Below are 12,408 nucleotides of genomic sequence, written 5' to 3'. Positions count from 1 at the left end.
TCGATAGGATTAGTGCAAAGGAAAACAAAGAGATACGCATGCGCCTGTTCCGGTCTTGCTGGTTTCAATTATTAGGACGCCACCGTGAGCTTCGACGACTTCACGGGCGATGGTGAGCCCCAGTCCCGAGCCGATAGTGCCAGCCGCATTTTCGCCACGTGTAAACCGCTGGGTAAGTGCATCAGTGTCCATTCCTACAAATCCGCCTGCCTCGTCCTCAACTTGGATACGTGCGGTATTTCCGTTTTGGCGGGTGCTTACCTGAATTGCGCTTTCATTTGGGGAGTATTTGATAGCGTTGTCCAAAATGTTACGTACAGCGTTTTGGATCAATATCGCGTCACCGGTAATCTTTGGATTTCCGCTTCCGAAGAAATGCAGATCTATATCTTTCAGTTCCGCAATCGGTTGAAGTCGGTCAACCAGTTCTCGCCCCAATTCAGTTAGATCAATCGCCTTGCGCTCCAAACTATCAATACGAAAGGTGACCATGGCATGATCCAACAGTTGCCCGGCGGCACGTGAGCTTTCGTCTATGGCGCGGATCATTTCACGCAGCGAGGCGCGGTTTTCGGCTCTGTCTACCCTACGCAGAGTGATTTCCGCTTGAGTTCTGACTGTTGCAAGCGGTGTGCGCACTCTATGAGCCGCCTCGGCAATAAAATCTTCCGACCTTGTCAACGACACCCGTAGTCGGCCGATAAATCGGTTCAAAGAGGAGACTAGCGGGATCATTTCGCTAGGGACAGGCCGCTGAACTGGCCGCAGGTCCTTGGGACCACGTCGTGAGACAGCCTCGGTGAGTTGTTTCAGCGGTCTAATACTGGATTGCGCGGCCCAGATTGCCAGTATTGTTGCCACCAGAAAGAAACCTAGTCCAAGCTGCATCGCTGATCGCGACAACTGTGCAAGCTGTGCGGCTTGACCTTCACGAGTCTGAGCGACGGAGATAATGATGTCGGCTGGCGCACCGTTCAGTGACAGGCGCCGTAACGAGGTCACCATGCGAATACTGTCACCTTTGTAAGTCAGTGTATCAAAGGCTGAATGCCCAGATCGAACGCTTTGGCTGGTTGTTGGAAGGTTCTCATATCCAGTCAGTACGTCGTCGCGTGTCGAGACGCGATAAAACACTCTGTCATTGCTGACATTCCCCAGCATAGACAAAGCCGCGTATGGAATGTCGACGGTAATTTCATCGGCTTGTACGGAAACTGAATCCATGATCGAGGTGGCTGAGGCCAGCAGGATGCTGTCATGAGTTTGCTGCGCAACATCGCGTGCAAACCCCAACACTACAAAAAACAACAGCGTCGCCAAAAATGCAGCGCTGCCAACCAGTTGCAACATTAGTCGACGGCGCAGAGATCCACTGGTTTGCAACGGTTCGTTCATGCCAGCGACATCCGGTATCCGAGTCCCCGCACTGTGGTAATCTCGACCCCGGAACCTGACAGGTGCTTACGCAACCGGCCGACGTAGACTTCGATGGCATTTTCCGAAACGTCTTCGTCATAAGAGAACAAGCGATCTACCAGCTTGGGCTTGGAATAAATACGATCTGGACCGCTGAGGAAAATTTCCAACAATCGTAATTCTTTATTACGCAGGGTAATGGTCTTGTCGCCGACCGATAATGTTCCTGCAAGAGGGTTGAAAACGAGGTCCCCGAATCGTTTTTGGTTGGAACTGTCTCCGCCATGCCTTCGTAATACTGCCCGGCAGCGTGCCTCCAACTCTGAGAAATCAAACGGTTTGGTGATATAATCATCGGCTCCCAAATCCAGCATTCCAACCCGATCCGAGACCTCTGACCGAGCCGTGAGGACGATAACCGGAGTTTCCATCAACCTGTTTCTATGGGACCTAAGAAAGGCGCGACCATCGCCATCTGGGAGCATAATATCTAACAATATCAAGTCGTAGTCCGCGGTGGCTGAAAAGTCTTCGGCTGCGGCAATATTGGCGGCGTGGTCGATGACATGACCGTCCATCCGCAGCCGGTCCAAAACCGCGGTGGCTAGGCTGATGTTGTCTTCAACCAATAGGAAACGCATCTGGTCAATGGTCCTTTCTGCTACCGTGACAGGTTTGTGTCAGCTTGCCGTGATCCTTTTAGTCATGAGCGGCTAAGCCGTGAATTGTCAAATGGGAGGACAAAATGATTAACTTGAAACTGACTCGACGTGCGATGATGGCGGCTGCTGCGGCTGTTGTAGCGCTTGGTGCCCCAGCAGTAGCTGAGGAAAAAACTCTGGACAGTCTACACTTTCTGATCCCCGGCGGTGCCGGTGGTGGTTGGGACGGTACTGCACGTGGTACAGGCGAAGCGCTGACCAAAGCAGGCATCGTAGGCACTGCTAGCTATGAAAATATGTCAGGCGGCGGCGGCGGCAAGGCGATCGGCTTTATGATCGAGAATGCAGAAAGCCAGCACGGAACACTGATGGTGAACTCAACACCTATCGTTATCCGGTCGTTGACAGGGGTCTTCCCATACAACTTCCGCGACTTGACTATGGTTGCTGGCACGATCGGCGATTATGCTGCGTTTGTTGTTGGCAAAGACAGCCCAATCAATTCGATGGGTGATCTGATTGCTGCGTATAAGGCCAATCCCCGTAAAACCGCCATCGGCGGTGGTTCGGTTCCGGGTGGCATGGACCACTTGGTTGCAGCGATGGTCATGAAGGCCGCAGGTGAAGATCCAACAGCCGTCAAGTACATCCCTTACGACGCTGGTGGAATGGCTATGGCAGCCCTGTTGTCAGGTGAAATCGCGGCTCTGTCGACTGGTTTCTCTGAAGCAGTAGATCTGGCAAATGCAGGTGAAGTCAAAATCATCGGTGTGACCTCTGGTGACCGGGTTTCGGCCTATGCAGATGCGCCAACTATGACAGAGCAGGGCATCGAAGCCGAGTTTGTGAACTGGCGCGGTTTCTTTGCAGCACCAGGCCTGTCTGACGAGCGTCTGGCCGTTTATCAGAACACTCTGAGCAAAATGTATGACACCCCTGAGTGGGAAGCTGTGCGTGAGCGTAACGGATGGGTCAACATCCACAACAGTGGGCCAGACTTTGTCAGCTTTCTTGAAGAGCAGGAAAAGGTCATTGGCGATCTGATGTCCGAGCTTGGCTTCCGTTAAGTCAGAGCATTTGCTCGGGGTGGGCTCGTCCTGCCCCGGGCTTTTTTACGATACTCTGATCTGGTGCCCTATATGGGTTGGATAGGGTAAACCACGTTTGGGAGGATCCTATGGCGCTTGATCGCTGGATCGCATTGATCATCCTAATGATCTGCATGGCTTATGGATACGCCGCCTTTTTCACCATGGATGCCGGTCTGCCGCCATTCATGCAACGCAACGCAATATGGCCCAGTACCTTTCCAAAGGTACTTTCAGTTTTGGCTATCACATGTGCGCTGATTATCCTGCTGGGGCAGGGAAAAGGTGATGACGAAGCCAAAGAAGGCGATATCAATTACCGCCGTTTGATGGACTACAACTTGGGCCAGGCGCTGCTGCTGCTGGCGATGATGGCAGGTTATGCGCTGATGCTGCGGCCTGTTGGTTTCTTGATTTCCACTGTCGCGTTTCTAACCCTCGGAGCGATGGTTTTGGGGGAGCGGAAACTGCAGTTCTTACTGCCGGTGACGCTACTGGCAACCGGGTTGGTTTGGTATTTAGTGCAACAAGTGCTTGGGATCTATCTGCGACCCTTGCCATATGTTTTTGGAACCGGAGGCTGATATGCTCGAAGGCATTATGATCGGGCTGTCCACGGCCTTTACACTGACAAACCTAATGATGGTCATCGGCGGCTGTCTGATTGGTACGTTCATCGGAATGCTGCCCGGACTGGGCCCGATGAGCATCATTTCCATCATGATCCCCGTAGCGATCACCATCGGTGATCCATCTGCCGCATTGATCCTGTTGGCTGGTGTTTACTACGGCGCCATTTTTGGCGGTTCGACCTCGTCGATTCTGATCAACGCACCGGGGGTAGCCTCAACCGTAGCCACCTCGTTTGACGGCTATCCGCTGGCGCGCGCTGGTAAAGCGGGCAAGGCGCTGACCGTTGCTGCGATCTCATCTTTCTGTGGTGGTTCTATCGGTGCCATCCTGTTGATGATCTTTGCACCGGCACTGGCTACCGTGGCCCTGCTGTTCCACTCGTCCGAGTACTTTGCACTCATGGTTGTTGGCCTGTCTGCCATTGCTGCATTCGCGGGCTCCGGTCAGGTGGCCAAAGCGATGTTGATGACCGTTCTGGGGCTGATCATGGCCACAGTGGGCGAAGGCGCGCTGTTCAACTTGCCGCGCTTTACCATGGGCATCATGGACCTGCAGTCTGGTTTTGGCTTTATTACCCTGGCGATGGCGATGTTCGCTCTGCCTGAGGCGCTGTACTTGGTACTGGATCCTTCGCGGTCCAACAACGAAACCGGCGGCGAAATCAAAGATCTGCGGATCACTAAAGCTGAAGCCAAGTCGATTGCACCTGTCATTGGTCGCCAGTCAATTCAAGGCTTTTTGATCGGTGTGCTACCTGGGGCAGGCGCGACAATCGCTTCGTTCCTTGGCTATGCTGTGGAACGTAACATTGCGCCCAAAGAAGAACAGGATCAGTTTGGTAAGGGATCGGTCAAAGGTTTGGCTGCACCTGAAGCTGCTAACAATGCAGCCTGTACCGGTTCGTTTGTGCCACTGCTGACACTGGGTATTCCAGGGTCTGGAACCACTGCGATCCTGTTGGGGGCCTTGATTGCGCTGAATGTTAACCCGGGTCCACGATTGATGGTGGATCAGCCAGAGATCTTCTGGGCGGTTATCATTTCGATGTATATCGGTAACCTGGTTTTGCTGGTCCTGAACCTGCCGTTGATCCCTTACATCGCCAAAGTCCTGGCCGTTCCTCGCAACTACCTGATCCCGTTCATTCTGTTCTTTACCATGATGGGCGCCTATATCGGTCAGAATAACGCGACTGAGCTGCTGTTGCTGGTGGGGCTTGGGATATGCGCAACGGTGTTGCGGTTTGCAGACTATCCTCTGGCGCCACTTCTGATTGGGTTCATCCTTGGCTCAATGTTGGAAGATAACTTTGCGCGCTCGATGCAAATATATGATGGCATACAGTTTATCGTGGAACGGCCAATGACGTTGGGCCTTCTGGGAATAGCTGCGATCCTGATTGTTTTGCCCAGCTATCGCGCTCGGAGAGCACGAAACCGCGCCAAGGGCATCGCTGACGGCGATTAACACTAACAAATTGGGGGGGCGCAGGCCCCTCTGATTACGTATTGACCGCCGGAAATTCCAAATGATCTCTACGCTTCAGCTCAAGCCGCGTTTGCTCACGGCAGTTATTGCTCTGTTTGGAGTGATGCTATTTTTGTGGGCAAACTTTCCCTTACCCTTTTTACTTGGCCCGATGTTGATGTGTCTGCTGTTTGCGCTCGGGGGCGTAAAGATGATGGGGATGGGACAGTTGGGAATGGCGTTCCGCACCATCTTAGGAGTGGCAGCAGGATCGTCGATCACACCTGACGTGGTTTCGGCGTTGCCCAAGATGGCTGGATCCCTTATGTTGGTGCCTGTTTTTGTTGTCTCGGTGGCATTGCTGTCGTTTCCCTTGATGCGGCACCTTTTCAAGTTTGACAAAGTAACCAGCTACTATTGCGCCATGCCCGGTGGGTTGCAGGATCTAATGGTGTTTGGAGAATTAGCCGGGGCCAACTTGCGGGTGTTGTCGCTGGTGCATGCAACCCGCATTTTACTGATCGTCAGTGTGGCACCGTTTGTACTGAATATGCTGTGGCAAGTGGATCTGTTGGCGCGCCCGGGTAGCAATGCCAGTGACACGCCGCTGACACAGCTGGCTTGGATGGCTTTTGCTGGGTTGGCGGGTTGGGGAGTTGCGGCACGGCTCAATATCCTCGGGGCCTCAATCATTGGGCCAATGGTGTTGACCGCAGGGCTGAGCCTGTCTGGTATCATCACCCAACGACCACCTGCTGAAATGATCTGGGCCTGCCAGTTTTTCATCGGCATGGCGGTTGGTGCAAAATATGTTGGTGTAACCTTGGGTGAGTTACGCAGAGTGGTATTGGCGGGTATTGCAAATGGGGTACTGCTGGCGTCTGTCAGTGCGGTGTTCATTCTGGCTGTGAGTGGCCTGGCGATCGCACCTGCACTGGACGCATTTTTAGCCTATTTGCCGGGTGGGCAGGGCGAGATGGTGGTACTGGCCATCATTGCTGGCGCAGACCTAACTTATGTTGTTTTACACCATATTCTTCGGATCGCGTTGGTTGTGATACTGGCACCTTTGTTGCTGTCGCGACTTAAATAGAACTATTGGGTAAATCTGCCTTGGCCTCGAGCTCTTCGGTCAATTGTTCTGATCTGCATGATCCATCAATTTTCGGATATGTTTGGAGAAATACCATGTCGCGGGCAGGGCGATCAGAGCGCCGAGAAACAGTGACCAAGCCGTGGTCAGAACTGGGCCGCCAACCCAGCTGCCAATGAGTGAGGCGAAAAACACGTTCACCGCAAAGGCGCCCACTCCAAATGGATAGAGCGCCAGAGTTATTTTCCAGGTGGGCCAGCCGGATTTGGTCATTTTCTAAAAATAATCTTGTGCACCGCAAATAGCGCGGCGATCAGGGCCAATGAGGCAAGGGCAAACCAAAATTCCGCTGTGGCGGATTGGGCCTGCGGCACAGGGCGGGTGTAGCCAGCGGCCAAAAGTGGTGAAGCTGAAATCGACAAAGTCAGCAAAGCGAGGAGGTGTTTCATGATCAGGTTTCCAGTGTCAGGGTGCGGTAGATATCGGGTAGGGCGTTGGCCAGCCGTTGCGGGTGCGGTAGCAAAGTGAAGCCACCGCGGCCAAAGATGCGGGCAAACCAGTCCTGGCCATCTTCATCAATAATGACGCCATGTAGGGAAATGCCGACGCGGCGGGCTTCGCGCACCGCCATGTGGCTGTCTTCGATGCCGTGTTGGCCCTCATAGTGGTCCAGATCGTTGGGTTTGCCGTCTGTCAGAACGATCAGCAATTTTCTTGTGGCTGTTTCCTTGGCCAGCATCGCCGAGGTATGGCGAATAGCGGCGCCCAAACGGGTGTAGTGGCTGGGGCGGAGCGAACAGATATTGTCGGTTATTCTTTGCGACATAGGATCATCAAATCCCTTGCATTTCGTCAGGAATACCCGGTCACGGCGCAGTGAAGAAAATCCCCATATCCCCAGTCGGTCACCCGCCATATCTATTCCAGAAGCCATAGCTGCAAGTGCGTCGCGAGCGACGTCATTAACGCAGGTATCGCCAACTGCGGCCTCGGTTGAACGTGATGTGTCGACTAGAAATGCCACTGCCAGATCGCGCTCAATCTGTCGAGACGAGATAAAGATGCGGTCGCTGGTTTCGCCCGTGGCCTTTAGATCAACCCGTGAAGCAATGACGGCATCCAGATCCAGTTCGGTGCCATCCATTTGCCTCGGGCGCAGGATCCGCTTGGGGCGCAGGGCCTCAAACTGACGGCGCACCATCTTGATTTGGTGTGGGTTTGGAATAAATTCTTCGGCCTCGGGATCCTGCTTGGCATCTGCTTCCAGCACCCGACAGTGGCCGTCCATGTAGCTACGGGCGCGGTGGTTCCACTCGGGATAGATGAACTCACCAGACAGTTTTTCATGCTCAGCATCTGCAGGAGACAAATCCAAATGCAACCGCAACCGCGTGGCGGCACGTCGATCATTTTTGGTCAGGGTGATGTTATCCTGATCATCGGCGGCCTTTTGGGCATGCTCATCATCATCGTCATCAACAGACCGGTTTAGGTTCATGCTTTCAACCCAAGAGAGGATTGATTCAAACCGGTGAATAATAAAGCTGTCTTTGCGGTTGGCCTGGTCCAGATCGCGACGGAACCCCAGTTTTCGCTTCGTTACGCCTGCGGCCGGCGGTGGCGGCGCGGCTTCGTCCGGATCTGCCTGCGCGGTGTCGCCCGCGCCGGGCTGCAGAAACCTGAGCCAAATTGGGACGGGGGCAAAGGGGAGATAGCCTCGCGCCTCCTGCGACAGCTCTTGATCACCCGCCTGGCCAGAAAGCTGGTTGCTCACGAGACGTTCGATATCAGCTTCCGCAGTTGGAAGCCGCAGCCTGGGGCGCATTTGAAGCGTATGGCGACAGAGACTTGCATAGGCTTCACGCAAACCGGGGCAGGTCGCAAAGGCGCGCGCTGCCGCCAGCACATTTGCGTGGATTTGGGCACGGTCAAAATCTTGTTGGCTGATCTTGGGATCTGGCAGATATATGTGCGACATGTCAGTCTTTGCTGCCAGTGCAGCAAGCCAGAAATAGGCTGCACGGTTCAATGCAAATTGGGGGAAGAGGTCCATGACTGGAGGCAGCCGTAGCCGCTCTCCGTCAAAAGTGGCCTGAGCTACAGTGTCCCCGCCAGTGCCCAGCTTGTGCCTTGCAGCGCGACGGTGTGTGACAGGCAGGTCTGGGGCATCCCCCAGTTCGACGCCCGGGGCGCCGTCTAATGCGCGAAACAGAACTGCAAGGCTTGGGCGGACTTGAGCCAAGTTTACAGCTGCACCGGGAAAAGACGGCGCAGCGCCAATGCCGCTGGCATAGTCGTGCCAGAGATTGCCAACCGTTTCTTCCGGTTCCATCAGGTCAAGTGGGCTCAGGTCCATAGTATTATCCGTAGATGGTTGCGATCAGGTCGCGTAGCGCAGTCTGAACGTCAGCATCGTCAGTCAAGGGTTCGACAATTGCCACTTCGAGGGCTTGATCAATTGGCATGCCTTTGGCGATCAGGGTAGCCGCGTAAATCAGCAAGCGGGTTGAGACACCTTCCTCGAGATCCATACCGGACAGTTTACGGATATGACCACCTAGGCGCACCAGTGGGGTGACACGGGCAACGTCTAGCCCGCTTTCGGTGGTTACCACTGCGATTTCGGTTTCCTGATCCGGAAAATCAAAGGTCAGCGAAAGGAAACGCTGGCGGGTAGAGGGCTTCATCCGCTTTAGTACGTTCTGATAGCCGGGGTTATAGCTGGCCACCAACATGAACCCAGGAGGGGCAATCAGTTCTTCCCCGGTGCGATCAATCATGAGGGTGCGTCGCGTATCCGTCAGCGGGTGCAGGACTACGGTGACATCTTTGCGGGCCTCGACCACTTCGTCCAGGTAGCAAATCGCGCCTTCCCGAACAGCCCGGGTGAGTGGTCCGTCGACCCATTCGGTTTCACCACCGCGTAGCAGGTAGCGACCGATCAGATCTGCTGCTGACAAATCATCATGGCAGGCAACAGTATATAAAGGACGGCCCATTCGGGCGGCCATATGCTCAACAAAGCGTGTTTTGCCGCAGCCGGTCGGCCCCTTCAGAAGAAGGGGCAAACCGTTGCTCTGCGCCATTTCAAACAGCTCACATTCGCGGCCAGTTGGCTGATAGTGTGGGATGTTCATTTCGGGCGTCACAGCGTTCATTTTTTAGTCCTCCGCAGCTGCAAGGTTGCCAGGTGCGATGACTTCGCGTTTACGAACTACCAGCATCGAATAGATGAATAGTAGCGCGCCAATTGCGACAGCCAAACCCGAACCAAAGCGCATGATGTAGAATAGCGACAGGCCTTCCTGTACCGACATGAAGTCTTCACCCAGTACGCGCTGCATGTGGGTTTGGATGGTGCCGGCAAAAGTCAGGACAAAGGTCATGAAGGCCATGCCACCGGTCATCAACCAGAATGAAGCCATGTTCAGCACTTGATTATAAGGCGCTTTCTGGCGCAGCATTGGTATCGCATAAGCGAACATGGCCAGGTTTAGGGCAACGTATGCGCCAAAGAATGCAAGGTGCCCGTGAGCTGCTGTGATTTGAGTACCGTGGCTATAGAAGTTCACCCCGTGCAATGTGTGCAGGAAGCCCCAGACACCAGCGCCAAAGAAAGCAACTGTGGAGGATCCCAAAGACCACAACAGAGCGGCTTTGTTTGGGTGGTTACGACGGCCCTTCCAGACCATGACAAATGCAAAGCTCATCATCAGGAAGAAGGGGATCACTTCGAAGGTCGAGAAGATCGAGCCGATCCACTGCCAGTACCCCGGTGTACCAATCCAGTAAAAGTGGTGTCCGGTGCCCAGAATGCCTGAAAACAAGGCAGTTGCGACAATGACATAGAGCCATTTTTCAACGACTTCACGATCGACACCGGTCAGTTTGAGCAACAGGAAGGCTAGGATTGCGGCCATCACCAGTTCCCAGGTTGCTTCGACCCACAGGTGGATCACAAACCACCAGTACATCTTGTCCAGGCTCAAGTTGTTTGGATTGATGAAGGCAAAAACCCAGAGCAAGCAGAGCAGCCACAGACCAACCAGCAAGACATTACTGATAGCGGTTTTACGACCTGCAAGAACAGTCATGGTTACGTTGAACAGGAAAATCAGCGCAGCGACCAGAATACCGAGTTTGACCCAGGTAGGCTGCTCGATGAACTCACGGCCTTGCATCCCAAACATCCAGTTTCCCGGAAACAGGTTGAAGACATATGTGACAACAGCGCCAAGTGTGCCGACAACCAGAATAGCGAGTTGAAGATAGGCAAGATTGACCGAGTAAATCTCTCGCTCGCTTTCTTCTGGAAGCAAGAAGTAGGCCCCGCCAAAGAAGCCAAGCAACAGCCAGACGACGAGTGCATTGGTGTGCAACATGCGCACAACGTTGAATGGCATGAGTTCAGACAGGAAATTGGGGGCGACATAGATCCAGCCCGCCAGCAACCCACCCAGAACCTGAATGGCGAACAAGCCTAGGGCGCAAAGGAAATAGGCGTAAGCCACTTTTTGTGATTGATATTTCATTATCTCTCTCCTCAACCGGCGTCGTTGGGCGGCCAGCCCTGAGTGTCAGTTTGATCGGCCCAACGTAGGAACTCCGCCAATCCGCGGGTTTCTTCTTCTGTCAGGTCAAAGAAGGGCATCTGACGGCGGCCTTCGACACCGCTTGGTTGGGATTTCATCCAACCGTCCAGCATCTCGTAGGCCTCTTCGGGTTCGTCCTGAACATCCCAGCGGGTCATTACATTGCCGACCTCTGGCGCAAAATATGCGCCCTCGCCGTGAATGGTGTGACAGTTGATACAGCTATTGCGTTCCCAGACATGCTTGCCCAGCACCACGGCTTCTGACAATTCCATGCCTGCGGTCGAGGTTTTGACGATGAATCGGTGGCTTTGCACAGTCAGCAGCACAAATATGACGACGAAGAATATTGATCCGCCGTAAAAAATATTGCGCGCCCGTGATTTTGTAAGGATCTCTGCCATTACGGGGCTTCCTTTTTAGATTTCACTAAAAAGACTCCTAACGCAGGTCGGATGCACCAAGGTTGTTCTAGCACAACGTTGCGGAGCTATTGTTGTCGCTAGTAACAGGAGTTGGCAAAGGGAGGGACGTCTGATCGATTGCTTTGATAATCCGGATCTTACCTTGGAAGAGCTAATGCATCGCTGGCCACAGGTAATCGACGTTTTCTTGAGAAAGCAGATGCTCTGTGTTGGCTGTCAGATACGCCCATTTCACACACTTGACGACGCCTGCAAAGAATACCAACTGGAGCCAAAGGCATTTCGTGCTGAATTGGCAGAGGCGGTTAAGAGGAGAGAGGGCCTTGGGCCAGCTCTACCAGTTGATGTGGCTGACGCACCATGACCCGCTTGCGTTGGCTTTCGACAATTCCCTGCTTTTGCCAGGCACTGAGCAAACGACTGACTGTGTGCAGGGTTGTTCCAGTCATTTCAGAAATATTCTGTCGGGTAATAGGAAAGTCAATCTCAACTCCGTTTTCTGTCTTGCGGCCAGTTTGGTTGATCAGCCGCAACAGCGCATTAGCGACCCGTTGCTCTACATGCTGAGTGGCCATCTCTAGGATACGATTGTTCATTTCGCCGATACGCGAACCTAGTGTTTTGTAGGTTTCGGTAGCAAAACCATCATAGTTGGTACTGAAGTCAGTCCACAATCTGGTGGGCCAAGACAGAATAATGCTTTCGGCTGCGGTCACTGCAGTCGCGGGGTAGCTTTCTCGTCCAATTGCAGGGGCAATCCCAAAGAGTTGGCCAGCTGGTATGTGCAGGGCAATTACCTGTTCGCCATCCGGGGTGATGCGGATGACCCGGATGTAGCCGTCCAGTAGCATATAGAACCGTTCGGCCGTTTCACCTTCGCTAAACACTGTCAGTTCGGGGTCGAACCGTTTGGAGCTGGCCTGATCCAGAATTGCACGGATCTGGCTGCGGTGCAGTTTCGCAAACGGCGGCAGATGCGTCAGCAAGCTTTCATCGAGTTTTTGCAGCACAGCGGGGCCCTTCGCCTAGCGA

The 12,408-nt window shown here is 53.8% G+C and carries 14 protein-coding genes; 5 read left to right on the top strand and 9 right to left on the bottom strand.

What is annotated here, in order from left to right; translation table 11 throughout:
* Window positions 1–9: 9 nt before the first annotated feature.
* The gene (locus GO984_RS12740) at window positions 10–1,395 is read right to left on the bottom strand and encodes a sensor histidine kinase (protein ID WP_157022903.1); all 1,386 of its coding nucleotides are present in this window, start codon (window positions 1,393–1,395) and stop codon (window positions 10–12) included.
* Window positions 1,392–2,057 carry a response regulator transcription factor gene (locus GO984_RS12735; RefSeq protein ID WP_157022902.1) on the bottom strand — a complete coding sequence of 222 codons (666 nt, stop codon included), beginning with the start codon at window positions 2,055–2,057 and terminating at the stop codon, window positions 1,392–1,394. The genes GO984_RS12740 and GO984_RS12735 overlap by 4 nt, the downstream gene beginning before the upstream one ends.
* Before the next feature lie 104 nt (window positions 2,058–2,161).
* Here GO984_RS12735 and GO984_RS12730 point away from each other — a divergent pair, with 104 nt between their 5' ends.
* From GO984_RS12730 to GO984_RS12715, 4 genes are all read left to right on the top strand, one after another.
* Window positions 2,162–3,145: a Bug family tripartite tricarboxylate transporter substrate binding protein gene (locus GO984_RS12730; RefSeq protein WP_157022901.1), complete on the top strand. Its 984-nt coding sequence runs from the start codon at window positions 2,162–2,164 to the stop codon at window positions 3,143–3,145.
* Between the two features lie 110 nt (window positions 3,146–3,255).
* Window positions 3,256–3,750 (top strand): tripartite tricarboxylate transporter TctB family protein, encoded by a 495-nt coding sequence (locus tag GO984_RS12725; RefSeq protein WP_157022900.1) that lies wholly within the window; start codon window positions 3,256–3,258, stop codon window positions 3,748–3,750.
* A 1-nt stretch (window position 3,751) separates the two neighbouring features.
* A complete protein-coding gene (locus GO984_RS12720) occupies window positions 3,752–5,266 on the top strand; it encodes a tripartite tricarboxylate transporter permease (RefSeq protein WP_157022899.1) in 1,515 nt (504 codons plus the stop codon).
* A 61-nt stretch (window positions 5,267–5,327) separates the two neighbouring features.
* On the top strand, window positions 5,328–6,359 hold the full coding sequence (locus tag GO984_RS12715) for an AbrB family transcriptional regulator (RefSeq protein WP_157022898.1): 1,032 nt from the start codon (window positions 5,328–5,330) through the stop codon (window positions 6,357–6,359).
* Window positions 6,360–6,398: 39 nt separating this feature from the next.
* Here the strand turns inward: GO984_RS12715 and GO984_RS12710 are convergent, their stop codons facing one another.
* Genes GO984_RS12710 through GO984_RS12685 form a run of 6 tightly spaced genes read right to left on the bottom strand, consistent with a single transcriptional unit; the run spans window position 6,399 to window position 11,355 of the window.
* Window positions 6,399–6,632, bottom strand: a complete 234-nt coding sequence (locus GO984_RS12710; RefSeq protein ID WP_157022897.1) for an NnrT protein — start codon at window positions 6,630–6,632, stop codon at window positions 6,399–6,401.
* The gene (locus tag GO984_RS12705; RefSeq protein WP_157022896.1) at window positions 6,629–6,808 is read right to left on the bottom strand and encodes a protein NnrT; all 180 of its coding nucleotides are present in this window, start codon (window positions 6,806–6,808) and stop codon (window positions 6,629–6,631) included. The genes GO984_RS12710 and GO984_RS12705 overlap by 4 nt, the downstream gene beginning before the upstream one ends.
* 2 nt (window positions 6,809–6,810) lie before the next feature.
* Entirely contained in the window at window positions 6,811–8,715 is a 1,905-nt protein-coding gene (locus tag GO984_RS12700) for a nitric oxide reductase activation protein NorD (RefSeq protein WP_157022895.1), read from the bottom strand.
* Between the two features lie 4 nt (window positions 8,716–8,719).
* Window positions 8,720–9,517, bottom strand: coding sequence for a CbbQ/NirQ/NorQ/GpvN family protein (locus GO984_RS12695; protein WP_157022894.1), 798 nt, complete (start codon window positions 9,515–9,517; stop codon window positions 8,720–8,722).
* 3 nt (window positions 9,518–9,520) lie between these two features.
* Window positions 9,521–10,891 carry a cbb3-type cytochrome c oxidase subunit I gene (locus tag GO984_RS12690; RefSeq protein WP_157022893.1) on the bottom strand — a complete coding sequence of 457 codons (1,371 nt, stop codon included), beginning with the start codon at window positions 10,889–10,891 and terminating at the stop codon, window positions 9,521–9,523.
* A gap of 11 nt (window positions 10,892–10,902) precedes the next feature.
* Window positions 10,903–11,355, bottom strand: coding sequence for a c-type cytochrome (locus GO984_RS12685; RefSeq protein WP_138162098.1), 453 nt, complete (start codon window positions 11,353–11,355; stop codon window positions 10,903–10,905).
* A gap of 19 nt (window positions 11,356–11,374) precedes the next feature.
* Between GO984_RS12685 and GO984_RS12680 the strand changes: the two genes are divergently transcribed.
* Window positions 11,375–11,740, top strand: a complete 366-nt coding sequence (locus GO984_RS12680; protein WP_342448090.1) for a DUF1858 domain-containing protein — start codon at window positions 11,375–11,377, stop codon at window positions 11,738–11,740.
* Here GO984_RS12680 and GO984_RS12675 read toward each other — a convergent pair.
* A complete protein-coding gene (locus GO984_RS12675) occupies window positions 11,682–12,383 on the bottom strand; it encodes a Crp/Fnr family transcriptional regulator (protein ID WP_157023038.1) in 702 nt (233 codons plus the stop codon). The two genes, GO984_RS12680 and GO984_RS12675, sit on opposite strands and share 59 nt — an antisense overlap.
* Window positions 12,384–12,408: the final 25 nt, after the last annotated feature.

The sequence above is a fragment of the Parasedimentitalea huanghaiensis genome (assembly GCF_009753675.1).
GTDB classification, from domain to species: domain Bacteria; phylum Pseudomonadota; class Alphaproteobacteria; order Rhodobacterales; family Rhodobacteraceae; genus Parasedimentitalea; species Parasedimentitalea huanghaiensis.
Note: the sequence above shows the minus strand (reverse complement) of the source record. Positions and strands in the feature narration are given on the sequence as shown.